This is a genomic window from Bradyrhizobium sp. BR 1433, from assembly GCF_051547665.1.
Classification (GTDB): Bacteria; Pseudomonadota; Alphaproteobacteria; order Rhizobiales; family Xanthobacteraceae; genus Bradyrhizobium; species Bradyrhizobium australafricanum.
Genome location: NZ_JBPUGG010000001.1, coordinates 572,110 through 598,095 on the forward strand (window position 1 = coordinate 572,110; position 25,986 = coordinate 598,095).

A 25,986-nucleotide genomic window follows, 5' to 3' on the forward strand; every position below is an offset into this window, starting at 1 on the left:
CGGGATATGGCTATTTCGACGCCGGCGCAGGTGACGCCGACGGGGTCGGTGCAGGCGAGGGCGAGGCTGCGGGTGCCGGTGCGGCGGTGCCGGCCGTCGCCGGCGCCGGGGTGGGAGCAGCGGCGGCGGCCGCGGCCTGGGGCTGCGCGCCCGGATTGATCCAGCAGGCGTGGATGCGGCCGTCGAGGCTGCCGCGGACCTTGTCGTCGATCTGGGCGCCGAACCGGGTCAGGCAGCGGAACGCCGCCTGGACGTGGCCGCCGGGGCAGCCGAACCGGTCGTAGAGGTCGAGATGGCGGAACGCGGTATCGAGGTCGTCGTTCCACATCAGGCGGACGACGCGGCGGCCGAGCCAGACGCATTCCGGGTTGCCGGCCGGGCCGTTGATGGCCTGCTGGGCCTCGACGAATTCCTCGACCTTGCGCTGGTTGGCTTCCCGTGCGGCATTTGCGTTGGCGTCGGGCTGTCCAGGCTGCTGTTTCGCCTGATCCGGCGGATTCGGCGTGCCGCTCTGGGCGAACGCGCCGCCGGCCCCAATGAGGAGCGCAAGGCCCGTGACAAGGCCCGTTACGGCAAGATGGCGCAAAGTAGTGTTCTTCAACTCAAGCAGCCGTCGACGCATGTATTCCCCGATAATGTTCCTGCCCCCGCGGGATCATCCTAACGGCTCGCGTGAAGCCGTCCAAATAGGTCTCCAGTGCGGCGGAGACTCTGGCGAAATCTGATGACTGGAATTTGGTATTTTGTCCAGCAAACTCACAACTTTATCGACCCAGCGCAAAACTGTCGCAGGACAACCATGGTATTGACCTAATCCCGCTCTTGGCAGATGGGCTGTGACCGGCTAATTCGACGGTCCCCCGGAGGATGGAACCGATTTCGCTTCGTACGCCGCTGGCGCTTCTCCTGATCTCGCTCGCCGTGATTGCATCCGTGTGGTGGTGGCTCGCCACGCCGATTACGCTCGTGCGCGCGCCGATCGATCCCGCTGCAAAGCTGCAATGCGTGTCCTATACGCCGTTCCGCGGCGCGCAGACGCCGCTGGATCCCACCACGCAGATTCCAGTCGAGCAGATCGAGCAGGATCTGACCGATCTCGCCAAGGTCACCGACTGCGTGCGCACCTATTCGATCGAGAACGGCCTCGACCAGGTCCCCAGCGTTGCGGCCAAGGTCGGGCTGAAGGTGATGCAGGGCATCTGGCTCAGCAGCAACCGCTTCAAGAATTTGCAGCAGATCGCGATCGCGGTCCGGCTCGCCAAGGAGTATCCTGGCGTCGTCACCTCGCTGATCGTCGGCAACGAGGTGCTGCTGCGCGGCGAGATGACCGCCACCGATCTTGCCGGCAACATCCGCGCGGTGAAGGCGGCGGCGGGCAATCTTCCTGTCACCTACGCCGACGTCTGGGAATACTGGGTGAAGAACCGCGAGATTTATGACGCGGTCGATTTCGTCACCATTCACATCCTGCCATATTGGGAGGACATCCCGGTCAAGGCAAAGTACGCCGCGGCGCATGTCGACGATATACGCAAGCGGATGGCGGTGACATTCCCGGGCAAGGAGATCCTGATCGGCGAGACCGGCTGGCCGAGCCAGGGGCGGATGCGGGAGGGCGCATTGCCGTCGCGCACCAACCAGGCGCGGGTGGTGTCCGAGATCCTCGACCTTGCCAAGCGCGAGGGCTTTCGGGTCAACCTGATCGAGGCCTACGACCAGCCCTGGAAGCGCAAGCTCGAGGGCACCGTCGGCGGCAATTGGGGCCTGTTCGATTCGGTCAAGCGGCAGGTGAAATATCCGCCCGGCGTTGCTATCACGAACTATCCGGACTGGAAGCTGCAGATGGCGGGCGGCATGGCGCTGTCCGTCGCCACATTCCTCGCGGCCTGGCTGACGCTGCGCCGCCGGCCCTGGACGCCGCGGCCGTCGGCCTGGATCGCGGTCGCCATTTCCGCGACGACGGCGGGGGCGCTGCTCGGGATTGCCGGCGACAAGATGTATTACGAGAGCTACGGCGTCGGCGGCTGGCTGCATTGGGGCGTGCTGCTCGCGGCGGGCATTGCCGCGCCGCTGCTGACGGCGCATGCGCTGATCGCCGGCCGCTCGCTGCCGACCTTCCTGGAGCTGGTCGGGCCGCGCGACTATCGCGGCAAGGGCGTGATCGGCGCGGTGCTGGCGATTGTGCTGATCATCACCACGGTGATTGCTGCCGAAACCGCGCTCGGCTTCACCTTCGATCCGCGCTACCGCGATTTCCCGTATGCCTCGCTGACCATGGCGGTGGTGCCATTCGCGCTGCTGACCATGCTCAATCGCCCGAAGGAAGGCATCCGGCCGCTCGCGGAATCCGTGTTCGCCGGCCTGCTGGTGATCGCCGCCGGCTACACGATCTACAACGAGGGCACGATCAACTGGCAGTCGGACTGGACCTGCGTGATGTATCTTTTGCTAGCCGCTACGCTGTGGCGGGCGCGGGCCGCGCAAAACCCAGGATGAACAGCCCGATCGCAAGCCCCGACAGCACGACGTTGTAGAGCACGATCCCGAGCCCCGCAGCGATCAAGCCGACGGTGAGCAGCACGATCGACGGCCGCGTCAGGTTGAGCACCGCGATTACCAGCGCGGTGATCCCGAACACCGAGTTCTTGAACAGTACGGTCGACAGCGCGCGAGCCTTGCAGAGCATGGTCTGCGCGCCGGCGTCGCAGGCCAGCGCAACGGGAGAGAACTCGATTGCCAGATAGCGCACGTAGAGCGCGTAGCCGACGGTGACGAAGCCCACGACCATCAGGAACTGGACCTGATAGGGGGAGAGGCGGAACGGCGGTTTTGTCATCGCGGCACTATGGTCGGGATCGGGTTGCGGGACAAGTTCGGTCGGAGCATCGAAATCGGTTGAAAATCCGGCCACAATCCCTTGGCTAACATGATTATTGGCTGTTCCGCCGGAATATCGAGGAGATCGTGGTTGGCTCCGGCTTCTTGTCCTCGGCGACCGGCTGCTGCGGTGGCGGCGGTGCGACGGCGCGCTTCGGCACGGCCCGCCGATGCGATGGCGCCGGCTTGGCTCCGGCGGCCGGCTCGTTGAGGGCCAGCCGCTGGCCGTCATAGATCGCCGTCTCGCAGGTCCGCTGCACCAGGCTGAGGCCCGCGCAGATCCTGGCGGCGGTGCCGGCGTCGTTCAGCGGTCCAGCCACCAGGCGCAACTGCATGCCCAGCCCGTTGCTGTTCTCCTTGATCACGATGATCGGCCGCAGCGCCGCCAGCGGCGCGTTGGCCTTCGACTTCAACAGGCCGCGCCACAGCGCGCGCAGTCCATTGACCGAATTGGCCGTGCCGAGATCGACGCCGAACTCGGTGCGGTGGATCTGTGCCTGCGGCGCATCGTCCTCGGCGTCCGGATCCGCTATGATCACCAGCGGAGTGATCGGTGCGGCGGTGACATCGTTGGCGGTCGGCGGCCTGACCGTTTCGGTTGCCTTGTTCGCCGCAGGATCGAGTGATGCCAGGACCGGCTTGTCGGCAAGCGGCTTGTCCGCGACCGGTGCCGGCGCAGCGGGTGCATCCTCGGCGCCGGCCGCGGCGGCGCTCATTGGACTTGCGATCGATGCGGCCGTGGCGGAATTCGGCGGCGAATTGTCGGAGGCTGGCGGCTTCTCCGCGACGGCCTGCGGCTTGGCGGCCGCGAGCACCGGTTTCTTGTCGGCGGTTGCCGGCTTTTCGGCCGCCGCAACCGGCTTCTCGATCGGCCCGGTCGCCTTGCTGTCGCCGGCTGCGGGCAGCTTGTCGATCGCCGCCGGCTTCTCCAACGCGACCGGCGGCGTCGTTGCGACGGCGGCAACGGTTGGCGCGGAGGCGGCGGGGGACGAACTGGCGGTTGCGGGCGAGGTGCCGGGCGCCGCTGCCAAGGGCGATGGTGCCGGCGGCTGCCTGGCGATCGCACCGGTCACGGAGTCGAGACCCTGCTCCAGCGTGGTGACGCGCGAATACAGCCGGTCGCGGTCGCCGTTGAGCGTATCGATCGCGGACGCCAGCCGGCGCGTCTCGTTGTGGCTCTCCTTCGCCAGCGTCTGCAGCTGCTGGGCCTGTCGCGCGAGGTCCGCTGCGGCGACCTGGTCGCGCCGCAGCGTCAACGCCGACTGGTTGGCCATCACCGCGACAGTGACGGCGCCGACCGCAGCAACGCCCCACGAACCGAGCCGCCACAGCATGCGGCGATCCAGAGCATCCTCCTCGGCCAAAAAGCCGGTGGTGCCCTCGGTGTCGAATTCCGCCGCCAGATTGTCGCGATCTTTGGCCAAAGCCCGCTTGGCCCTCCTCAAGGCCCGCCGAATCACGAGGCAAAGATTAACAGGAAATGGACCGGGAACTTGAATCCGGAGCGCCACGGAGGCGAATCGGTTTCTTCTGCCGGGGAAAACAATTAAAGACGGCCTCGAAGACAGCTTTGCGCAGCGAACTGCGCGCGACATCGAGGATTGCGAATGACTGCGCGAACGAGCCTGACAGTGGTGCTTGCGGCCGGTGAGGGCACGCGGATGCGCTCGTCGCTGCCGAAGGTGCTGCACCCCGTGGCCGGCCAGCCGCTGCTGTCGCACGTGCTCAACGCCGCGGCCTCCGGCGAGGGATCGCAGCTGGCAGTCGTGGTCGGCCCGGACCATGAGGCAGTCGCCGCCGAGGCGCGCCGGGTGCGGCCCGACGCGCAGACCTTCGTGCAGCACGAACGGCTCGGCACCGCGCATGCGGTGCTGGCGGCGCGCGAAGCGATCGCCCGCGGCGCCGACGACCTCTTGGTCGCATTCGGCGACACGCCGCTGATCACGGCCGAGACCTTTGCCCGTATGCGCGCGCCGCTGCGCGACGGCGCGGCGCTTGCGGTGCTCGGCTTCCATGCCGCAGACCCGACCGGCTACGGCCGCCTGGTGGTCGAGAACGGCAAGCTGGTTGCGATCCGCGAGCAGGCCGATGCCAGTGCCGAAGAGCGCAAGATCACGCTGTGCAATGCCGGCGTGATGGCGTTCGACGGCAAGAAGGCGCTCGCGATCATCGAGAAGATCGGCAATGCCAATGCCAAGGGCGAATATTATCTGACCGATGCCGTCGGCATTGTCAGGAAACTCGGACTGGAGGCCGTCGTGATCGAGACCAGCGAAGACGAAGTGCGCGGCATCAACACCAAGGCGCAGCTCGCCGAGGCCGAGGCCGTGATGCAGGCGCGGCTGCGCAACCAGGCGCTCGAGGCCGGCGTGACCCTGATCGCGCCGGAAACGGTCTATCTCGCCGCCGACACCAAATTCGGCAAGGACGTCACGATCGAGCCGTTCGTGGTGATCGGACCCGGCGTTTCGATCGACGACGGCGCCGTGATCCATTCCTTCTCGCACATCACGCAAGCTACGATCGGCAAGAAGGTGGAACTCGGACCCTACGCGCGGCTGCGGCCCGGCACCTCGCTCGGCGATGGCGTGAAGATCGGCAATTTCGTCGAGACCAAGGGTTCGAGGCTGGAGGCCGGCGTCAAGGTCAACCATCTCTCCTATGTCGGCGACGCCCATGTCGGTGCCAATTCCAACCTCGGCGCCGGCACCATCACCTGCAACTATGACGGCTTCCTCAAGCACAAGACGCTGATCGGCGAGGGCGCCTTCATCGGCACCAATACGTCGCTGGTCGCGCCGGTCACGATCGGCAAGGGCGCCTATATCGGTTCGGGCTCCGTGATCACCAAGGATGTTCCCGACGATGCGATGGCGCTCGAGCGCAGCGAGCAGTCCATCCGCGAAGGCGGCGCCGCGCGCTACCGAACGGCGAAGCTGAAGGAGAAGGCTGCGAAGGGGAAGTGATCTTCTCGCGACATATTTGCGAGCCTGTCTCGACCATAAGGTGTCGTCCCGGCGAAAGCCCATAGGCGCTAAAATAGGATTTGCGCCTTGGATTCGCTTGTGATTCCAAGATGGAATGGCACACGAATCGCTTGTGAACAAAGATTGGGCGCGCGTTGTCGCCCAACTTGGCGGAACCGATGCTCTGAACATTAGCGCGCGCAAGACGAAGGCGTTTGTCCGTCCGCGGGAGATCAGCAATGCGGTCGACTTGCTGCGCCTGATCTTGGCTTATTGCCTTGGTGAGAAAGGGCTGCGGTTGACGGCGGCATGGGCCACGTCGGTTGGGCTTGTCGATATCTCCAACGTGGCTCTGTTGTATCGCTTACGTCAGTGCGGAGATTGGCTGGCAATCTTGGTCGAGCAGGCGCTTGCCGCCGCGGCGCCGAAGGCGAGCTGCGGTCGTCTGATCCGTATTGTTGACGCCACGACGGTCCCCAAGGCTGGGACGAGCGGCAGGAACAAGAACGCAGTGTGGCGTATCCATAGCGCGTTCGATCTTCCGCAGGAGCGCTTTGGTCACTTCGAACTGACCGATCAGCGAGCGGGCGAGACGCTGGATCGGATACCGGCGGTTGCCGGTGAGATCCGTCTTGCCGATCGCGCCTATCTGCAACCGGAGCGCATGGCGCATCTCGTCGATGCCGATGCGGACTTCGTGATCCGGGCCGGCTGGAAGAGCGCGCGCTGGCTCGATGCCGAAGGTAATCTTGTTGACCTCACTGCCGAACTGCGCAACGCCTCGGCGCGTGGCCTGATCGATCGGCCGATTTGGATAAAGCGCAAGTCAGGTGCGCCGCCGCTCGCAGTGCGTCTGGTTGCCGCGAAGAAGCCGGTGCAAGCTGCTGCGGCTGCGCGACGCAAGGCGCGCCGGACCGCACAAAAGGGAGGTCATCAGCTCTCCAGGCAAACACTTGACGCCGCAGATTGGGTGATCCTGGTGACCTCACTCAGGCCAGAGGACTTCACGACTGCAGATATCCTCGCCCTCTATCGGCTGCGATGGCGCATTGAGCTCGGCTTCAAGCGGCTGAAAAGCCTGATTGGCCTGAAGGGACCTCCCGGAACCGACGAGCGGTCCGCCAGACCCCATATCCTCGCTCATCTGCTGATCATTCTATTGCTCGAGCCGCTCGTCGACGAACTCGAGACTCTCCCGCTTGGCCGACGCCGCCTGACCCACCCAGTGACGTGGCGTCTGCTGCGCCAGCTCGTCGCTTCGCTACGGCAAGCGATCATTCCACAGCCCGCAATCGCTCTACTCAGCAGAGCCAGTCACGCTCTCCGGCGACATCTACGCGAGCCACCCAGACATAAGCGCCACTATCAGACTATGATCAAACTATCTTAGCGCCTATGGGCGAAAGCCGGGACCCATACTCCGCGGCGGAAGTTGGGGACAGGACTCGTCGTTCCAGCATCGTGAAGCAATAACCGTCGGTGGTTATGGGTCCCGGCTTTCGCCGGGACGACACTGAGTGTGTTGCGCGATCTGTGAGTTCACACATGCGCATCGGGTGACGGGGTTCGCAACGGGCTGATCGCAACGTCGATCGGTTGACCCGGTTCATGCCGCATTCTTCGCCTGGCGCGGCTCGCTGGTGTTCGGCTCTACCGGTCCGAGCAGGATGCGCCGCTGCATCTCGTCGAAGGCGAGGTTTGCGTTCTTCTCCCGTGTCATCAGCGACAGCAGGATCGCGACCGCAAAGGATAGCGGCATGCTGATGATCGCGGGATTGCGCAGCGACACGAACCACCATTGATGCTCGACCGCGGCGAGCGGCTTGCCGAGAATGTCGACCTGGATGGTCGGGGACAGATAGATCAGCACCAGCGAGCTCAGTGTGCCGACGAGGATGCTCGCCACGGCAGCAGGCGTCGTGAAGCGGCGCCAGGTGATGGCGAGCACGAGCGAAGGGAAGTTGGCGGCGCAGGCGATCGAGAACGCAAGTCCCGCCATGAACGCGACGTTCTGGCCTTCGAACGCGATGCCCAGGCCGATGGCGAGGATGGAAATCAGAACCGTCGCGACCCGCGCGACCTTGAGCTGCTCGGCTTCCGAAGCGGTGCCGCTCCTGATCACATTGGTCCAGACGTCGTGGCAGAGCGTGGCGACGCCCGACAGCGTCAGCCCCGCGACGACGGCAAGCATGGTCGCGAACGCGACCGCGCAGATGAAGCCGAAGAACGCGTTGCCGCCGACGGTGAGTGCGAGCAGGGGCGCTGCCATGTTGCCGCCGCCGCCGGCCTTGGCCACCGCCTCGGCGCCGACCAGCACCATGGCGCCGAAGCCGATGATGAAGACCATGAGATGAAAGACGCCGATCAGGCCGGTGGCATAGAGGATCGACAGCCGTGCGGCTTTGGAATCCTTCACCGTGTAGGCCCGCATCAGCACATGCGGCATCGCGGCGGTTCCGAACATCAGGCCGAGCCCGAGCGAGATGGCATCCCATTGACCCGAGACCACCTTCGATCCCGGCTGCAGCACCTTGGTGCCGTATTTCTCGGATGCCGCGGCGAACAGCTTCAGCGGGTTCATGTCGAAATGGGTCAACACGAGGAGGGCGAGCAGGATGCCGCCGCCCATCAGCAGCACAGCCTTAACCACCTGCACCCAGGTCGTCGCCAACATGCCGCCGAACAGCACATAGACCAGCATCACGCTGCCGACGACGACGACCGACCAGGTGTAGGGCAGGCCGAACAGCAGCTTGATCAGCGATCCCGTCGCGACCATCTGGGCGATCAGGTAGAACAGGATCACGGCAAGTGTACCGATGGCGCCGGCGAGGCGCACCGGGCGCTGGCGCAGGCGATAAGCCACGACGTCGGCGAAGGTGAAACGGCCGACATTGCGCAATGGTTCGACGATCAGGAACAGAATGATCGGCCAGCCGACCAGCCACCCGATCGAATAGATCATGCCGTCGAAGCCGTTCGAGGTGACGATGCCGGCAATCCCGAGCAGGGCCGCGGCGCTCAGGAAGTCTCCCGCGAGTGCCCAGCCGTTCTGCCACGGCGTGACCTGGCCGCCGGCGGCAAAGAAGTGCTCGGTGGTGCGCGTGCGCCGCGCAGCCCAATAGGTGATCGCCAGCGTCAACGCCATGAAGGCGAAGAAGAACCCGATCGAAAGCGTGCTGCTGCCCATTTGCCTGTCCCCTTAGCGAAGCTCGCGAACGCCTGCGTCGAACACCCGGTTCGCCCACAGCACGTAGACCAGGCAGAGCACGAAGGAAGAGATGATGACGAGCGGGCCGAGCACAATGCAAAGCGACAGGCCGGGCATCAGAATGGTGCCGAGCAGCGGCTTGTCGAACGCGAAAAGCCCCATGAAGCCGAAATAGATCACGATCATCGCAACGCTCAGAACGAGCGCGACTGTCAGCCGCTTCTTGGCCAGTTTCTTGGCCAGCTGCTCGGCCTGCTTCTTGGCCAATGCGCCGCCGTTCGGCGCCGGATCGGCATTGCCGGGAATAACCACGTTCATATCGGCCCCTCAAAACTTCAGCGCGCTCTGCTTGCGCCAATCGGACGAGCTTCAGCCGGGGGCTGACGGAAGGGAATTATGGATTTTTGCAATCTGCTGTGCGCGGCTGCGGCACGACATCGGCCAGCGTGACCTGCATGTCGGGATCCTGCTTCAGGGTATTTTTCAGGAAGGCGCGGACGGCGCGGATGCGCGGGGCGAATTGCAGGTCGCTGTGGACGTTGAGCCAGACCTCGCGAACGGTGCCGGCGAGAGCGGGCAGCACCGGTATCAGGTCGGGCCGGTCCCTTGTGGCAAAGCTCGGCAGCATCACGATGCCGAGGCCGCCCGCCGCGGCGTTCATTTGCGCGATCATGCTGTTCGAGTGGAAGGCGATTTTCGGCTCTTCGATGACATCGGCGAGCCAGCGCACCGAATCGACCTGGATCAGGTCCTCGATATAGGACACGAACCAATGATCCTGCAGGTCGCGCAGGCTTGCGGGCATCCCGTGGTGGTCGAGATAGTCCTGGCTCGCGAATAGCCCGAGCCGAAACTTGCCGATGCGCTCCGAGATCAGGCCCGGACCGGGCGGCCGGAAGAAGGACACGAACAGATCGGCCTCGCGCTTATGAACGTAGACCGTCTGGGCGGACGTGACGAGTTCGACGGTGAGCTGTGGCGCGGTGCGTCGCAGCTTGGCAAAGCGTTGCGCCAGATAAAGCGAGGCGATCCCCTCCATGGTGGCGAGCCGCACGGTCCCGACGAGCCCCTGGGTGTCGCTGGCGCTGGCCTCCTCGCGGATCGCGATCACCGCGCTCTCGACCCGCTCGGCATGGCGCAACAGCCGCTCGCCGACTTCGTTGAGCTTGAGCCCGGTGCGGTGGCGTTCGAACACCGCAACCCCGAGCGAAGCTTCCATCTGGGCGATGCGCCGGCTGACGGTGGAATGGTCGAGCCGCAGCCGCTTTGCCGTTTGGCTCAAATTCCCGGCGCGGGCGGCGCAGAGAAACACCCGCAGATCGTCCCAGTTGATCGTGTCGAACATCACCTGCCTCCGGTTGCGGCCGTTGAAATTGCGGCCCTTGTCAGCAAAGCAATTCCCGTTCCAGCGCGTGGCGGTTCCGATCCTTCGCAACCGACCTTGCGACAATTCCCATGCACGCCGGCAAGGCAAGGATGATACCCTTCGCTCCCCTAGTCCTAGCCGGGATTTTCGACATGCTTCCTCGTTTCAAGGCTGCTGCCGTCCACGCCGCGCCCGTCTTCCTCGACAGCTGGGCGACCACCGAAAAGGCGATCGCCATCATTCGCGAGGCGGCCAGGGCCGGCGCCGAGCTGATCGCGTTTCCCGAAACCTGACTCTCCGCCTTTCCGGTCTGGGCCGCGCTGTGGCCTCCAATCGACAACCACGACCTGTTCGTGCGCATGGCGGAGCAATCCGTGCTGGCGGACGGACCGGAAGTGGCGCGGCTTTGCGCCGAGGCGCGCGCCCTCGGCGTCACGGTCTCGATCGGCATCAGCGAGCGCTCGGCCGTCAGCGTCGGGGGGCTGTGGAACTCGAACCTGCTGATCGGCGAGACCGGAGAAATTCTCATCCATCACCGCAAGCTGGTTCCGACCTTCTATGAGAAGCTGGTGTGGTCGTCCGGGGATGGTGCGGGCCTTAAAGTCGCGGAGACGCGGCAGGGCCGGATCGGCGGGTTGATTTGCGGCGAGATACCAATCCATTGGCCCGCTTCGCGCTGATGGCGCAGGGCGAGCAGGTGCACATTTCGAGCTGGCCGCCGATGTGGCCCACCCGGCGCCCGGCAGGCGGCGGCAATTTCGACAACGTGGCCGCCAACCGCATCCGGGCCAGCGCCCATTGCTTCGAAGCCAAGGTATTCGGGATCGTCACCGCCGGCTACATGGACCAGGCGTTGCGCGCCTTCCTCATTGAACGCGATCGAACGATCGCCGACGTGATCGACCAGACACCACGTGCGGCGAGCTTCTTCGTCGATCCGACCGGCAGCGTCTTCGGCGATGGATTGCAGGACGAGGAGGGGATCGCCTACGCGGAGATCGATCTCAATCGCTGCGTCGAGCCAAAACAGTTTCACGACGTGGTCGGTTACTACAACCGCTTCGACATCTTCGGCGTGACGGTCGACCGCAGCCGGTTGACCCCGGCTCGATTCCGCGATCCAGAGCAGCCGATAGCGGACGTGCAAGACGCGGCGATTCTGTCGGTCGATGCCGACGCTGCATCGAATGGGCAGGGCCGCGACCTCCGGAGCTGACGAAGCCTTGGTGCTGCCTCACACGATCCTTCGTCCGCGTGCGGGACCCGACGCGGACATCGCGGTCCGGCATTCTCGATAGTCCGCAAACCTGCACCGCAAACCTGCACCGTGCAAACCTGCACCGTTGCCAACGCGGGAATGTATGGCTACGCTTTACCCTGGGTAGGCTGCCAAACTTCCTTCGATCGGCCGGACGCTCATGCCAAAATTCCTTCGCATCGGAGTCCATCAGTCGAACGTTTCCGGATACACGTCGAAGGCATGGTGCATTCGACGGGCCGGCTCGACGGTTTTCCTGAAATGGGGCGCCGTGCAGGTTGATGGCGCGGGCGACAGGCGAAAGGTCCACTGGACGTTTCCACCGCAGGAAAAAACCATTCGCTGCCGCACGGTGCAGCGCGCCCAGGACTACACCAAGGCCGCCATCGCGCGGCGACGCAGCCATCGCTATGAGCCTCTGGCTGGAAATATCGCGAACCGGCGGCGAACCACCGACCGGGACTCGCAGCTCAAGCAGGCGCTCGCCACGATCCTCTATGTCGATATCGTCCGATCCACCGAAAAGGCCGCGCGGCTCGGCGACACGCGCTGGGCGACGGTGATGAACCACTACTATGTCGCTGTGCGCAGGGAGCTGAAGGCCTTGCGGGGAAAGGAAGTCGTGACGACAGGGGACGGGTTGCTGGCGACGTTCCGCGCGCCGGCAGCCGGGATCCGTTGCGCGACCGCGATCCGCGAGTCCGTGCGCACGCTCGGGCTGGAGATCAGGGTCGGACTGCACGCGGGCGAATACAAGGTGAGTGGCGCGGAGGTGATCGGGCTTGCGTTTCACATCGGCGCGCGCGTCGCGGCGAAAGCGCGGGCCGGCGAAGTGCTGGTCTCGAGCGCGGTCAAGGACCTGATGTCAAAGTCCGAAATCCGCTTCAAGGACCGCGGCGCGCACCAGCTCAAAGGCGTGCCGGAGCGATGGCGGCTCTACCGGGTGGAGCATTAGGGCGTCCCGGGAGCGTCGACTACCGCCAGCGTCGGCTGGCCTCGCCGAAAGACGTTAATGACATATTGATGCGGTTAACGACGTTTGCCGTCTGCGGTTTCATCGCTCTTAGGAGGCGACAAGGCAAAACACGGCATGCGCAAACATGCCGCGACCGTTCTGATTGGAGTCTTTTGCAGCCTGGTGACGTACTTCAGCGCCGCACGACTCTACCAGTGGGCCGAGACCGGACAGTTGGCGGTGCTGTCCCGGAAGACACACGACCAACCTGAGTTCGTTTCCTGGGCGACGATCGGCCCAGCTTCGTGCTACTGTTCGCGCTCTATCTGTTTTTCCTCAAGAACGGACTGCTCGGCATGCTGGTTACGTGCCGCGAGGTCTGGCTGCGTGGCCGGGGATGGGAACCGTGAGCGCGCGGCTGATCGCTGGATTGATCAAGGTGCTGCTCGGAGGTCTTCTCACGGCCGGTCCGCCGCTCGTGTCGGTCGCGCGCGGCGACGAAACTGCGAGCATCAATGCACGACGCGAGGCGCTTCGCGAATGGAGCAGCCTTGCCAATGGACGCACGGACTTTGAAATTTCCGATCCGGCCTTGGTGCCAAGGATGCTCGCGCTTGCGGCCGAGCAATCCGGCTGCAAATACAGTGATGACATCGAAAAGTTGCCGGTTCGCTTCATGAAAGTGGCCGGGCACCGTCTCGCGCTGATGTTCTGTCGGCTTTCCGTGACCGGATCGCATCGCGCGTTCGATCTTTCCGACGTCAGCAGACCAAAGCCGATGGAATTTCCGTACGTCGCGCTGAACGGCTTCGGTACGACGGACACTCCGGGTTTCATCACATGGAGGGAGGAGGCCGGCTTGTTTCAGGCCGAAACCGGATCGGACCTGTGTCCCAGCCCACACCTGCGGCATGTCTATCGGCTAGACGTGACCAATCGCGAAAGCTTTGTCGTGGTTCGCGTCGAGGTCAGCGCGCCTGCGTGCGGCGCGGGTCAGGAATGGACCACGATCTGGGAGGCGAAACCGTGGCCCGCGCCGGCGGATCTGCGCTGACGCGCTCTTGCCAAAATGGTTAGCCCCGATTAACCAGCCTTTCGCATCAACCTTGCCGTTTAAGACTGTCGCAATCGGCAATAATTATTGAGTATCTTGCGGCCGGCGATTCCCGTTAAGGGACCGTGTCGCCGCTTTGGCAAATTTTCGGCGATTTTTGGGGACATTGAACCGCATGTGCGGCATCGTCGGCATTCTTGGACGCGCTCCGGTCGCGGAGCAATTGGTGGATTCGCTCAAGCGGCTCGAATATCGCGGCTATGATTCCGCGGGTGTCGCCACGCTGGAGAATGGCGGCCTGGCGCGGCGCCGCGCCGAAGGCAAGCTGAAGAATCTCGAGGCCCGGCTCGAGGCCAAGCCGCTCGGCGGCCATACCGGCATCGGCCACACCCGCTGGGCCACGCACGGGCGGCCGACCGAGAACAACGCGCACCCGCACGCCACCGAGCGCGTCGCCGTGGTGCATAACGGGATCATAGAGAATTTCCGCGAGCTGCGCGAGGAACTCGAGGCCAAGGGCGCGGCGTTCTCGACCGAGACCGACACCGAGGTCGTGGTGCATCTGGTCGACAATCTGCTGAAGGGCGGCGTCAAGCCGATCGAGGCGGTGAGGGCGGTGCTGTCGCAGCTGCGCGGCGCGTTCGCGCTCGGCTTCATCTTCGCCGGCGAGGATGACCTGATGATCGGCGCCCGCAACGGCCCGCCGCTCGCGGTCGGCCATGGCGAAGGCGAGATGTTTCTCGGGTCCGACGCGATCGCGCTCGGGCCGTTCACCGATACGATCAGCTATCTCGAGGACGGCGACTGGGTGGTGCTGAATCGCAAGGGCGCCACGATCTTCGACAAGGACAACGCCATCGTCCACCGCGAGGCGATCAAGCACACGACGGCAACGGCGCTGGTCGACAAGGCGAACTACCGCCACTTCATGGCGAAGGAGATCCACGAGCAGCCCGAAGTGGTCGGGCACACGCTGGCGCGCTATGTCGACATGGCGACCGAGCGCGTCACCATGCCGGTGAAGCTGCCGTTCGACTTCAAGGATATCCAGCGCGTCTCGGTCACCGCCTGCGGCACCGCGAGCTATGCCGGCTTCGTCGCGAAATACTGGCTGGAGCGGCTGGCGCGGCTACCGGTCGAGCTCGATGTCGCCTCCGAATTCCGCTACCGCGAGGCACCGCTGCGCAAGGGCGATCTTGCGATCTTCATCTCGCAATCGGGCGAGACCGCCGACACGCTGGCGGCGCTGCGCTACGCCAAGGCGCAGGGTGCGCACACGCTCTCGGTCGTCAACGTGCCGACCTCGACGATCGCGCGCGAGAGCGAGACCGTGCTGCAGACGCTCGCCGGTCCCGAGATCGGGGTCGCTTCGACCAAGGCGTTCACCTGCCAGCTGATGGTGCTGGCCTCGCTCGCGGTCGCCGCCGGCAAGGCGCGCGGCGAGCTGTCCGATGCCGACGAGGCCAAGCTGGTGCATGGCCTGGTCGAGATCCCGCGCCTGATGTCGGAAGCGCTGACCACCGAAGTGCAGATCGAGAAGCTGGCGCGCGAGATCTCGAAGTCTCGCGACGTGCTCTATCTCGGCCGCGGCACCAGCTATCCGCTGGCGCTGGAGGGCGCGCTAAAGCTGAAGGAAATCTCCTACATCCATGCCGAGGGCTACGCCGCCGGCGAGCTCAAGCACGGGCCGATCGCGCTGATCGACGAGCACATGCCGGTCGTGGTGATCGCGCCCTACGACAAGGTGTTCGAGAAGACCGTCTCCAACATGCAGGAGGTCGCCGCCCGCGGCGGCAAGATCATCCTGATGACCGACGCCAAGGGCGCGGCGGAGGCGACCATCCAGTCGCTGGTGACGATCGTGATGCCGGACATGGGGGCGACCTTCGCGCCGATGGTCTACGCCGTTCCGGTGCAGCTGCTCGCCTATCATACCGCTGTCGTGATGGGCACCGATGTCGACCAGCCGCGGAATCTGGCCAAATCGGTCACGGTCGAATAGTCGCAAGCCGCGGCTTCACGCGGCCCCTTCAAAAATGCGCTGGAATGGCTTAGCTGGTTGGTGGATTACGGCCGCTTCGACGACCCTGGAACCGCAATGACCTCCGATCAAGTGCCTCCTGACCCGTCTGGCGAATTGCATCCGGACCACCCGCGCGGGCTGATGGCGCGTTTCCGCACCTATTTCCTGACCGGCCTGGTGGTGGCCGGGCCGGTTGCGATCACCTTGTACCTGACCTGGTGGTTCGTGAACTGGGTCGACAATCTGGTGCGGCCGTTCGTGCCGACAGCCTATCGGCCGGAAACCTATCTGCCGTTCGGGCTGCCGGGTTCCGGCCTGATCGTCGCGGTCATCGCGCTGACGCTGCTCGGCTTCCTCACCGCCAACCTGATCGGCCGGACCCTGGTCGATCTCGGCGAGCGGCTGCTCGGGCGGATCCCTGCGGTGCGCGCGATCTATCGCGGCCTGAAGCAGGTGTTCGAGACGCTGTTCTCGGGCAACGGCTCGAGCTTCCGCCGCGTCGGCCTGGTCGAGTTTCCGTCACCGGGGATGTGGTCGATCGTGCTGATCTCGCAGGCGCCGAACGCCGAGCTCGCGGCCAGCCTGCCCGGCGAGGAGGAGCATATTTCGGTGTTCCTGCCGTGCGCACCGAACCCGACCACCGGCTTCTTCTTCTATGTGCCGAAGAGCAAGATCATCGAGATCGAGATGAGCACCGAGGATGCCGCGACGCTGATCATGTCGGCCGGCGTGGTGCAGCCCGGCGCCAATGATCAGAAGCGCGCCGCGGCGCTCGCCGGCATGGCCAACGCCGCGCGTATCGCCAGCCAGGCTTCGGCGAGCCAGGCCTCGCTGCAGCCGGCAACTGAGCCCGCGCCGGCAAAGGTAGAGTAGCGGGCCGGCGCGCCTATGCGGCGTGTCTAGCTGTACCATCGCGCTATCGCACCGTCATCCTGAGGAGCGCGCTCTTGCGCGCGTCTCGAAGGATGAATCGGCCCCGCTGGTGGCCGTCGATCCTTCGAGACGCGCGGAGCCTGTCATCGGGCCGCGCTTTGCGCGGACCCGTTGGCGCTCCTCAGGATGACGGGATGGACGGCGGCGTGTGTCGCGCTGAATCACCCCGCGCCGATCAGCGGCACGGCTTCGTCGCGTTCGTAGAGGTAGAGCAGGACGCGCAGCGCTTCGCCGCGTTCGCCCTTCAGCTTCGGGTTGTCCTTCATGATCCGCAGCGCCTCGTCGCGGGCCTGGGTGATGAGCTGGCCGTGCACTTCGGAGCGCGCGATGCGGTAGCCGGGCAGGCCGCTCTGGCGGATGCCGAGCACATCGCCTTCGCCGCGCAGCTTCAGATCCTCCTCGGCGATCCGGAATCCATCCGTCGTCTCGCGGATCACTTTCAACCGCGCCTTCGACATCTCGCCGAGCGGCTCCTTGTAGAGCAGCAGGCAGGTCGAGGCCTCCGAGCCGCGGCCAATGCGCCCGCGCAATTGATGCAGCTGCGCAAGCCCGAAACGTTCGGCGTTCTCGATCACCATGATGGTCGCCGCGGGCACATCGACGCCGACCTCGACCACCGTGGTCGCGACCAGGAGGCCGATCTCGTGCGCGGCGAATTGCGCCATCACGCGATCCTTCTCGGCGCCCTTCATCTGCCCGTGCACGAGGCCGACGCGATCGCCGAACCGCTTCTGCAAGCTGTCGAAACGCTCGGTCGCGTTGGTGAGATGCTCGGTGCCCTCGGCCTCGGATTCATCGACCAGCGGGCAGATCCAGTAGACCAGCTTGCCGGCGCCGAGCGCGCGGCCGACGCCGTCCATCACGTCCTCGATCCGGCTCATCGGCACCGCGCGGGTGTCGATCGGCTGGCGGCCGGCGGGCTTCTCGCGCAGCTCCGAGACGTCCATGTCGCCGAAATATGTGAGCACCAGCGTGCGCGGAATGGGCGTGGCGCTCAGCACCAGCACGTCGACGGCCTCGCCCTTGGAAGTCAGCGCGAGGCGCTCGCGGACGCCGAAGCGATGCTGCTCGTCGACCACGGCGAGCGCCAGCGCCTTGTAGATCACGTCGTCCTGGATCAGCGCGTGGGTGCCGACCAACAGATCGATCTCGCCGGCCTCGAGCCGTGCCAGCAGTTCGCGGCGTTCCTTGCCTTTCTCGCGGCCGGTGAGGATCGCAACCCGTAGGCCGGCGCTCTCGGCAAGCGGCGCGATGGTCTTGATGTGCTGGCGGGCCAGGATTTCGGTCGGCGCCATCAGCGCGGCCTGCTTGCCGGCTTCCGCAACCGCGGCGGCCGCCAGCAGCGCCACCACGGTCTTGCCGGAACCGACATCGCCCTGCACGAGGCGCAGCATCCGCACCGGCTGCTGCAGGTCCGCGATGATTGCCGCGACCGCCTCTTGCTGCGACCTGGTCAGCGCATAGGGCAGGGCATCGATGATCTTCCGGCGCAGATGACCATCGCCGGCGTTGCGAACACCAGCGGGGCGGCGCAGCGTGGCGCGGATCAGGGCGAGCGCGAGCTGGCCGGCCAGCAGTTCGTCGAATGCGAGTCGTGACCAGAACGGACCGTCGGGCAGGATGTCGGTCAGCTCGACCGGCACATGGACGCGGGTCAGCGCCCCCTGATCGGCGGGAAGTTGCAGCGGCGCAGCACCGCGGGGCTGATCCACTCCGGCAGCTCGGGCAGCCTGGTCAGCGCCTGCGCGATGGCGCGGCGGAGCGAGCCGATCGCAAGCCCCTCGGTCAGCGGATAGACCGGATCGATGCCGGACAGTTTTGCAAAGCCCGCTTCATCGACGACGCGATCGGGATGCACGATCTGCGGGATGCCGTCATACATCGCCAGCGTGCCGGAGACGTAGCGCTTCTCGCCGACCGGCAGCAGCTTCTCGACATAGCCGGGCTGGGCGCGGAAGAAGGTCAGCACGACGTCGCCGGTGTCGTCGCTGGCATAGACGAGGTAGGGCGCGCGCGAATTGCGCGGCGGCGGCGGGCGATGGCGGTCGACGGTGACCTCGAGCGTCACCATGGTTCCGACCGCGGCGTCGCGGATCTTCGGCCGGGCGCGGCGGTCGATCACGCTCGCCGGCAGATGCAGCAGCAGGTCGACCAGCCGCGGCGTCTCGCTGCGGTCGAGCAGATAGCGCAGCAGCTTGTCCTGCTTCGGGCCGACCCCTTGCAGGGTCGTGACCTGGGCAAACAGCGGATTGAGCAGGGCTGGGCGCATCGACAAATCCAAGACCGTTTCACACCGTCATGCCCGGCCTTGTGCCGGGCATCCACGTCTTTTTTTGGAGCTGATGTCGGCCGGGTCCCGTCGACGGCAAAGGCTCCGACGGACGCGCAAGCCCGGTGACGGCATGCGCCCAGGGAAACCCCAAAACGCGGCGAATGAGGGCTGACATCGGCCATCGCCATGGCTATATCAAGCCCGCCCGGCACGTCCGGGCTTTTGGCGTTGGATGGATTTTGGGACATGACGGGATCGACACGATCGAGCAGCGGGCTCGATGACCGCCGCAAGCGGCTTTTGTTTCGCTGCTGGCACCGCGGCACCCGGGAGATGGACCTGATCCTCGGCCGCTTCGCCGACGCAACCATTGGCGAACTGTCCGACCGCGAGCTCGGCGAGCTCGAGCATCTGATCGAGGTCCCGGATCCCGACCTCTATGCGGCGCTGACCGGCGACAAGGTGCTGCCGGCCGAGTATGCCACCGCGCTGTTTGCCCGCATCAAGGCGTTCCGGGTCGCGGATCCCAGCGCATGAAACAGCCGATGAAATCACCGGCCGCGATGCTCGCGCCCGGCCGGGTGCTGACCATCGCCAACGTCGCCGAGGGCGCCGAAGGGCTCGTCATCTCCGATCTGGCGCGCGCGATCGCGGCGCAGCCGAAGCGTCCGGCGGTGAGCCTTGCCGTGGTGTGCCGCGACGGCGCGCGGATGCAGCAGCTCGCCCGCGCGCTGGAGTTCTTTGCGCCCGATATCGCCGTGATGCAGGTTCCGGCCTGGGACTGCCAGCCCTATGACCGCGTCTCGCCGCATGCCGGCATTTTGGCGCAACGGCTCACAGCGCTGGCAAAGTTGTCGCGGCTGGTCGGCAGCGACAAGCCGCTGATTGTGCTCACCACGGTGAATGCGGCCGTGCAGCGGGTCCCGGCGCGCGATCAGGTCGCAGCGCAGGCGCTGTCGGTTGCGCCCGGCAATGTGGTGCCGATGGATTCGGTCGTGGCCTGGCTCGAGCACAATGGCTACACCCGCTCGTCCACGGTGCGCGAGCCCGGCGAATATGCCGTGCGCGGCGGCATCCTCGATCTGTTTCCGGCCGGCCTCGACCAGCCGGTGCGCTTCGACTTCTTCGGCGACAGCCTGGAATCGATCCGCACCTTCGATGCCGAGACCCAGCGCACGCTACTCGACATGCGCGGGCTCGATCTCGTGCCGGTGTCGGAATTCCAGCTCACGACCGAGACCATCCGGCGCTTCCGCATGGGCTATGTCGCCGCGTTCGGCGCGCCGGAGCGCGACGATCAGCTCTATGAGGCCGTCTCGGAAGGACGGCGTCACCCCGGCATGGAACACTGGCTGCCGCTGTTCCAGGAGCGGATGGACACGCTGTTCGATTATCTCGACGGCGCGACGGTCGCGATCGAGCCGCAGGGCGAGGACGCTGCGCGCGAGCGCTTCTCGCAGATCGTCGACTACTATGACGCGCGGCGCGAGGCGCTGGAGCATCCGGTTAGCGGCGCGATCTACAAGCCGCTGCCGCCGGACCAGCTCTATCTGACCGAGACCGAATGGACCAAGCTGCTCGGCGATGCGCCGCTGGCGCGGCTGACGCCGTTCGCCGTGCCCGAAGGCACGCCCGACGTATTCGACGCCGGCGCGCGGCAGGGCCGCAATTTCGCCCCCGAACGCGCCGACACCAACGTCAACGTGTTCGAGGCCGTGGTCGGCCATGTCGGCGCGCTGCAGTCGCAGCGCAAGAAGGTGGTGATCGCGCTGTGGAGCGAGGGCTCGCGCGACCGCATGGGCGCGATGCTGCGCGACCACAAGCTCCTGAACACGACCAGCGTCAACACCTGGCGGATCGTGCAGGCGACGCCGCGCAACGAAACCATGCTGGCGGTGCTCGGCATGGAATCCGGCTTCGAGACCGACGAGTTCGCCGTCATCAGCGAGCAGGACATTCTCGGCGACCGCCTGGTGCGGCCGCGCAAGGCGAGCCGCAAGCTCGACAATTTCATCTCGGAGGTGACGAGCCTTGCGACCGGCGATCTCGTTGTCCACGTCGAGCACGGCATCGGCCGCTTCGTCGGGCTGCAGACGCTCGAAGTCTCCGGCGCGCCGCATGACTGTCTCGAGCTGCATTATGCCGCGGAAACAAAACTGTTCCTGCCGGTCGAGAACATCGAGCTGCTGTCGCGCTATGGCTCCGACAGCGCCAATGTCGAGCTCGACCGGCTCGGCGGCGGCGGCTGGCAGGCGCGGAAGGCCAAGCTCAAGAACCGGATCCGCGAGATCGCGGGCGAGTTGATCAAGATCGCGGCCGAGCGGCAGCTGCACGAGGCGCCGAAATTCCCGCTGCAGCCGCATGTCTATGACGAGTTCTGCGCGCGCTTCCCGTACGAGGAGACCGAGGATCAGCTCGGCGCCATCACCTCGACCTTGAAGGACCTCGAGATCGGCCGCCCGATGGACCGGCTGATCTGCGGCGACGTCGGCTTCGGCAAGACCGAGGTCGCGCTGCGCGCGGCGTTCGCCGTGGCGCTCGAGGGCAGGCAGGTCGCGGTGGTGGTGCCGACCACGCTGCTGGCGCGTCAGCACTCGCGGACCTTCACCGAGCGCTTCAAAGGTTTCCCGGTCAATGTCGCGCAGGCGTCGCGGTTGGTGTCGACCAAGGAGTTGAGCCAGGTCAAGAAGGAACTCACCGACGGCAACGTCGACATCGTCGTCGGCACCCATGCGCTGCTCGGCAAGACCATCAAGTTTAGGGATCTCGGCCTGTTGATCGTCGACGAGGAGCAGCATTTCGGCGTCAGCCACAAGGAACGGCTGAAGCAGCTGCGTGCCCAGGTCCATGTGCTGACGCTGTCGGCAACCCCGATCCCGCGCACGCTGCAGCTGGCATTGACCGGCGTCCGCGAGCTCTCGATCATTGCCTCGCCGCCGGTCGATCGCCTGGCAGTGCGCACCTTCGTCGCGCCGCACGATCCCCTGATGATCCGCGAGGCGCTGCTGCGCGAGCGCTACCGCGGCGGGCAGGCGTTCTACGTCGTGCCGCGGATCGAGGACCTCGCCGGCGTCAAGGATTTCCTCGACAAGAACGTGCCGGAGATGAAGGTCGCGGTCGCCCACGGCCAGATGCCGCCGACCGTGATCGAGGACATCATGTCCGCGTTCTACGACGGCAAGTACAACATCCTGCTGTCGACCACGATCGTCGAGTCCGGTCTCGACATCCCGAACGCCAACACGCTGATCGTGCACCGCGCCGACATGTTCGGCCTCGCGCAGCTCTACCAGCTGCGCGGCCGCGTCGGCCGCTCCAAGCTGCGCGCCTATGCGCTGTTCACGCTGCCGGCGCAGCAGAAGATCACGGCGCAGGCGGAGCGGCGGCTCAAGGTTCTGCAGTCGCTGGAGACGCTGGGGGCCGGCTTCCAGCTCGCCTCGCACGACCTCGACATCCGCGGCGCCGGCAATCTGCTCGGCGAAGAGCAATCCGGCCACATCAAGGAAGTCGGCTTCGAGCTGTACCAGTCGATGCTGGAGGAGGCGATCGTCAACCTCAAGGCCGGCGTCGCCGAGCCGGCCGCCGACCGCTGGTCGCCGCAGATCACGATCGGCATGCCGGTCCTGATCCCCGAGGACTATGTCAACGACCTCAGCGTGCGGCTGTCGCTGTATCGCCGGCTCGCCGATCTCGACACCGACGAGGACATCGACGCCTTCGCCGCCGAGATGCGCGACCGCTTCGGCGTGCTGCCGGACGAGGTGCGCTATCTGTTCAAGGTCGCGGCGATCAAGGCCTATTGCCGAAGGGCCAATGTCGGGAAGGTCGATGCCGGCCCGAAGGGCGCCGTGATCGCATTCCGCGACAACAGTTTTGCCCATCCGGAGCGGCTGGTGGGCTTCATCCGCCAGCACGGCCAGGCCGCCAAGGTGCGGCCCGACATGAAGGTGGTGTTCTTCCAGGAGTGGGATACGCCGGAAGAGCGGCTCGCCGGCACCACCGAGATCCTGCGCCAGCTCGCCAATCTCGCCGAGAGCAAGAAGGCGGCGTAGGGCTTTGTCAGACCATCAACGCCGTCATTGCGAGCGAAGCGAAGCAATCCACGTCGCGGCACGCGCGGATGCATGGATTGCTTCGTCGCTTCGTTCCTCGCAATGACGATGTGGTGCGGGCGCTCTGCCTTACGACGCAGCGCGCTCCGGCGCTCCGAACAGCCGCCCCAGCAGCGACAGTGCGGAATCGCCCGGCATCAGCGTTGCGACGCTGACGGCGGGCTCGGAGCGGGCATCGCGGCGGCCGTTCTGGGTGTGGCGCATCACACTCGCCAGACGCCGCGTGATCGCCTGCGCGTTGCGCAGGTCGGTGCCGGCGAATGCCACGACCAGCGAGCGGTCGTCATGCACCGCGCCGAAATCGGCCCGGCGCATCAGCCGGCTGATGATCCGCGCGCCGTCGAACTGCGCGCGCGGCTGCGTATTGTCGAAGGTGAAGCGTGCCACCGAGAGCGCGCCGCCGCGCTCGGCGGTCTGGTAGACGGCGGTCGCGAAGTCGCGCTCGAACGCGGCCTTGGTGAGCAGGCCGGTGCGGGCATCGATCAGGCCCTTGGCGTCGATCGCCTTCAGCATGCGGCCGAGCCGCGCCTCGAAGGCGTGCTGGCGGATCATCGGCAGCGCCATGTCGGCGATGCGGGTCGGCCCGGCCGTGACGATCTCGAGATTGGGCAGCTCGTATCGCGGCGTCAACTCGCCCGAGGCGACGATCACCGGCAACGGGCGGAAGCGGACATCCTCGGTCAGCACGGTCAGGAACGCATCCATCACCCGCGGCGTGAAGCCTTCCGCCAGCACGATGCCGTCGATGTCGCGGCTCGAGAGATGCTTGGCGGCGGCCTCGATGCTCAGTGCGCCGACCACGCCGGCGCGTTCGCCGAGCGCGACCGACAGCGTCGGGTAGGCGCCGCCGCGGCCGATCAACAGCGCGGTGGCCTCTCCGATCGGATCGATGTCAGACAGAGCGATCGGTGCCGGCGGCACCAGGCGGCGCATCACGGTAGAATGCAGCGCGCGAACGCGTAAGGACGCGTTGAGCCGGGCGACCAGCCGATCCGGCAGACCCTTGCTCTGGAAGAATGCGATCACGGTGTCGGGCAGGGTGGCCGCGGGATCGACCGCGATCAGCGGCAGATACGGCGCACGGGCGGCGGCGCGCTTGGCGAGGCCCGACAGGGTGACGAAGTCGACCCCCTCGGCGGCCGCGATGATCGCGGCCGGCTTGACCTGCTCGATGGCCCGTCCGACCTCGTTCCAGTCGGTGACCACGACCGGGAAGAGTTTCGTCTCATCGAGGACTGCGGCAAACGACGGCTTTGTCGACGCCGATACGATGAGGACCGGACCTTGTTGGGACATTCGAACGCTCGAAACCAATGCTTAAGATCAGCAACGGCTGCGATGCTAGTTCGCATGGCTTAATGCGGCGTCAACACAATGATAAGACTAACACAATGATAAGATTTTAACTCAACCCGGCGCCGCCACGGTCGCGAAATGCTTCGACCATCAAGGGGTTAAGCCCAAGTTCTGTGAGGGCGTCGCGGGCGCGCGCATTGTCCTGTGCCCGTCCGGCCAGCCGGTGGCCGCTGAGACGGTCCGGCAATGCGGTGAGCAGCGCGCCCTGGCCGAGGCGGCGCGACCACTCCTGCAGCTCCTGGGCGAGGAAGCGGTAGCCGCCGACCGTCATCACCCCCGACGGCGGCGCGGTGATGTTGATGGCCCCGGTCGCGCGATCGACCCGCGCGGCATATTCGGTGTCGACGAAATCGCGCGGCGGCGGCGCGATCAGGCTGTCGCCGGGCGGAGGCGGCGGCGCATAGGCGGCGACCGGCACCATCGGGCCGCGTAGGCCGAGCGTGCCCTTCGGCGTCAGCAGGATCTCGCCGGCGACCGATGCGCCGGGCGCTTCGCGCGGCGCACTGTGCGGCCCCGGCTTGATCACGGCCGGCGATCCGTCCTCGGCGGTGCGGCGGGCGCCGAACAGCCCGGCCTCGCCGAACAGATAGACGTCGGTCATGGTCACCCGCCGCGAGCTCCAGTGCGCGCTGGAGGCAACCTGCTCGGGCGTACGCCAGAGGCCAATCACCGTGCGCAGGCTGGGCAGGCGCTCCGACAGGCCGCGCTCGTCGAGCCGCAGTGCGAGCTGCGCCGGCGCGATCAGCGTGTTGCAGGTGTGATCGTTGAACTGGGTCTCGAACGCGTCCTCGTCGAACGGGTGGTGCAGCACCAGCGTTCCGCCCGACAGCAGCCAGGTCACCAGCGACGCGCAGATGCCCGCGAACGACATCGGCGCGAACGCCGACATGATGGTGGCGCCTTGCGGCAGATCGCTCTCCAGCGACATCGCGAGCCCGCCGGCGATCAGGCCGAAATGCGCCCGCGGCACCGGACGAAGACCTTCGCTGGTGACGTCGAAGGAGATCAGCGCCGGCTTGCGGCCGTCCTGGATCATCGGGCGCGAGGCCCGGGAGTCCTCAGGATCGCCTGGTCGAGCGAGGCCATGCCTTCGGGCAGATCGGTCCCGAAGCCGCAGACATGGCGGATCGAGAACGCTTCCGCCGCGGCGTTCATGGCGATGTCGGCATAGGAGACGCCGTCGATCCGGCCGCAGCTGACGATCGCCCGCGCCGCGGTGCGGTTGAGCACGGACGTCAGCTCGGCCTGCCGCCACAGCAGCGGCAGCGGCACCACCACCAGGCCGACCCGATGCGCGGCAAGGACGGTCAAGGCGAATTCGACCGTGCCGGGCAGCTGCATGGCGATCACCGTGTTGGCCGGCAATCCGCTCTGCACGAAGTGGGCGGCGATCGCCGAGATCGCGCGGTCGGCCTGGGCATAGGTCAGGCGCTTGCGGGTCTGTCCGGTGATGCGCTGCTTGTTGAGCGGGTCGACCAGCGCCAGCGCCTCGGGTTGCCGCGCCAAAGTGCGCTTGAACAAGGTATCGAGCGTTGGCGAGGTGATCGACTGGTTCACAGGTTCAACGTCGGTTGCATCGCTTCGATCGGACCAGATCATGCCG

Annotated in this window: 16 protein-coding genes and 3 pseudogenes; 10 read left to right on the plus strand and 9 right to left on the minus strand. The window is 65.9% G+C overall.

All coding sequences use genetic code 11. The features are described 5' to 3' along the window. Positions 1–10: 10 nt before the first annotated feature. Positions 11–622, minus strand: coding sequence for a hypothetical protein (locus ACSKB9_RS02920; RefSeq protein ID WP_057018479.1), 612 nt, complete (start codon positions 620–622; stop codon positions 11–13). A gap of 245 nt (positions 623–867) precedes the next feature. On the opposite strand from ACSKB9_RS02920, the gene ACSKB9_RS02925 reads away from it, so the two are divergent. Further along, the gene (locus ACSKB9_RS02925; protein ID WP_438071577.1) at positions 868–2,496 is read left to right on the plus strand and encodes a beta-(1-6) glucans synthase; all 1,629 of its coding nucleotides are present in this window, start codon (positions 868–870) and stop codon (positions 2,494–2,496) included. Here ACSKB9_RS02925 and ACSKB9_RS02930 read toward each other — a convergent pair. Together ACSKB9_RS02930 and ACSKB9_RS02935 are read right to left on the minus strand one after the other, a co-directional pair. Next, positions 2,456–2,836, minus strand: a complete 381-nt coding sequence (locus tag ACSKB9_RS02930) for a hypothetical protein (RefSeq protein WP_016844836.1) — start codon at positions 2,834–2,836, stop codon at positions 2,456–2,458. The genes ACSKB9_RS02925 and ACSKB9_RS02930 overlap by 41 nt on opposite strands. Positions 2,837–2,930: 94 nt before the next feature. Next, positions 2,931–4,301, minus strand: a complete 1,371-nt coding sequence (locus ACSKB9_RS02935; RefSeq protein ID WP_438071579.1) for a hypothetical protein — start codon at positions 4,299–4,301, stop codon at positions 2,931–2,933. Positions 4,302–4,484: 183 nt separating this feature from the next. Between ACSKB9_RS02935 and glmU the strand changes: the two genes are divergently transcribed. Together glmU and ACSKB9_RS02945 are read left to right on the plus strand one after the other, a co-directional pair. Next, positions 4,485–5,843, plus strand: a complete 1,359-nt coding sequence (gene glmU / locus ACSKB9_RS02940; RefSeq protein WP_438071580.1) for a bifunctional UDP-N-acetylglucosamine diphosphorylase/glucosamine-1-phosphate N-acetyltransferase GlmU — start codon at positions 4,485–4,487, stop codon at positions 5,841–5,843. A gap of 115 nt (positions 5,844–5,958) precedes the next feature. Beyond that, on the plus strand, positions 5,959–7,233 hold the full coding sequence (locus ACSKB9_RS02945; protein WP_438071582.1) for an IS4 family transposase: 1,275 nt from the start codon (positions 5,959–5,961) through the stop codon (positions 7,231–7,233). A gap of 216 nt (positions 7,234–7,449) precedes the next feature. Here the strand turns inward: ACSKB9_RS02945 and ACSKB9_RS02950 are convergent, their stop codons facing one another. The 3 genes from ACSKB9_RS02950 to ACSKB9_RS02960 form a co-directional block, all read right to left on the minus strand. Beyond that, a complete protein-coding gene (locus tag ACSKB9_RS02950; protein ID WP_057018474.1) occupies positions 7,450–9,033 on the minus strand; it encodes a solute symporter family protein in 1,584 nt (527 codons plus the stop codon). A 12-nt stretch (positions 9,034–9,045) separates the two neighbouring features. Next, complete coding sequence (locus ACSKB9_RS02955) at positions 9,046–9,372, minus strand: DUF485 domain-containing protein (protein WP_310879269.1); 327 nt, start codon at positions 9,370–9,372, stop codon at positions 9,046–9,048. Between the two features lie 76 nt (positions 9,373–9,448). Continuing rightward, positions 9,449–10,399 (minus strand): LysR family transcriptional regulator, encoded by a 951-nt coding sequence (locus tag ACSKB9_RS02960; protein WP_438071584.1) that lies wholly within the window; start codon positions 10,397–10,399, stop codon positions 9,449–9,451. A gap of 173 nt (positions 10,400–10,572) precedes the next feature. Here ACSKB9_RS02960 and ACSKB9_RS02965 point away from each other — a divergent pair. The 5 genes and pseudogenes from ACSKB9_RS02965 to ACSKB9_RS02985 all read left to right on the plus strand — a co-directional run bounded on the left by ACSKB9_RS02965 (position 10,573) and on the right by ACSKB9_RS02985 (position 16,583). After that, positions 10,573–11,636: pseudogene (locus ACSKB9_RS02965) on the plus strand (carbon-nitrogen hydrolase family protein). 202 nt (positions 11,637–11,838) lie between these two features. Further along, complete coding sequence (locus tag ACSKB9_RS02970) at positions 11,839–12,633, plus strand: adenylate/guanylate cyclase domain-containing protein (protein WP_057018716.1); 795 nt, start codon at positions 11,839–11,841, stop codon at positions 12,631–12,633. A 406-nt stretch (positions 12,634–13,039) separates the two neighbouring features. After that, on the plus strand, positions 13,040–13,687 hold the full coding sequence (locus ACSKB9_RS02975) for a hypothetical protein (protein WP_438071586.1): 648 nt from the start codon (positions 13,040–13,042) through the stop codon (positions 13,685–13,687). Positions 13,688–13,862: 175 nt separating this feature from the next. Next, complete coding sequence (glmS, locus tag ACSKB9_RS02980; RefSeq protein WP_057018713.1) at positions 13,863–15,689, plus strand: glutamine--fructose-6-phosphate transaminase (isomerizing); 1,827 nt, start codon at positions 13,863–13,865, stop codon at positions 15,687–15,689. Positions 15,690–15,785: 96 nt separating this feature from the next. After that, positions 15,786–16,583, plus strand: a complete 798-nt coding sequence (locus ACSKB9_RS02985; RefSeq protein WP_438071587.1) for a DUF502 domain-containing protein — start codon at positions 15,786–15,788, stop codon at positions 16,581–16,583. 221 nt (positions 16,584–16,804) lie between these two features. On the opposite strand, the pseudogene recG reads toward ACSKB9_RS02985, so the two are convergent. Continuing rightward, positions 16,805–18,912: pseudogene (recG, locus tag ACSKB9_RS02990) on the minus strand (ATP-dependent DNA helicase RecG). Between the two features lie 249 nt (positions 18,913–19,161). Here recG and ACSKB9_RS02995 point away from each other — a divergent pair. Together ACSKB9_RS02995 and mfd are read left to right on the plus strand one after the other, a co-directional pair. Further along, positions 19,162–19,452: a succinate dehydrogenase assembly factor 2 gene (locus ACSKB9_RS02995; RefSeq protein WP_438071589.1), complete on the plus strand. Its 291-nt coding sequence runs from the start codon at positions 19,162–19,164 to the stop codon at positions 19,450–19,452. Beyond that, positions 19,449–22,967 carry a transcription-repair coupling factor gene (gene mfd, locus ACSKB9_RS03000; protein ID WP_438071591.1) on the plus strand — a complete coding sequence of 1,173 codons (3,519 nt, stop codon included), beginning with the start codon at positions 19,449–19,451 and terminating at the stop codon, positions 22,965–22,967. The genes ACSKB9_RS02995 and mfd overlap by 4 nt, the downstream gene beginning before the upstream one ends. A gap of 129 nt (positions 22,968–23,096) precedes the next feature. Here the strand turns inward: mfd and ACSKB9_RS03005 are convergent, their stop codons facing one another. Both ACSKB9_RS03005 and ACSKB9_RS03010 read right to left on the minus strand, forming a co-directional pair. Beyond that, on the minus strand, positions 23,097–24,323 hold the full coding sequence (locus ACSKB9_RS03005) for a GGDEF domain-containing protein (protein WP_438071593.1): 1,227 nt from the start codon (positions 24,321–24,323) through the stop codon (positions 23,097–23,099). Between the two features lie 106 nt (positions 24,324–24,429). Further along, a pseudogene (locus tag ACSKB9_RS03010) lies at positions 24,430–25,982 on the minus strand (AMP-binding protein). Positions 25,983–25,986 lie beyond the last annotated feature (4 nt).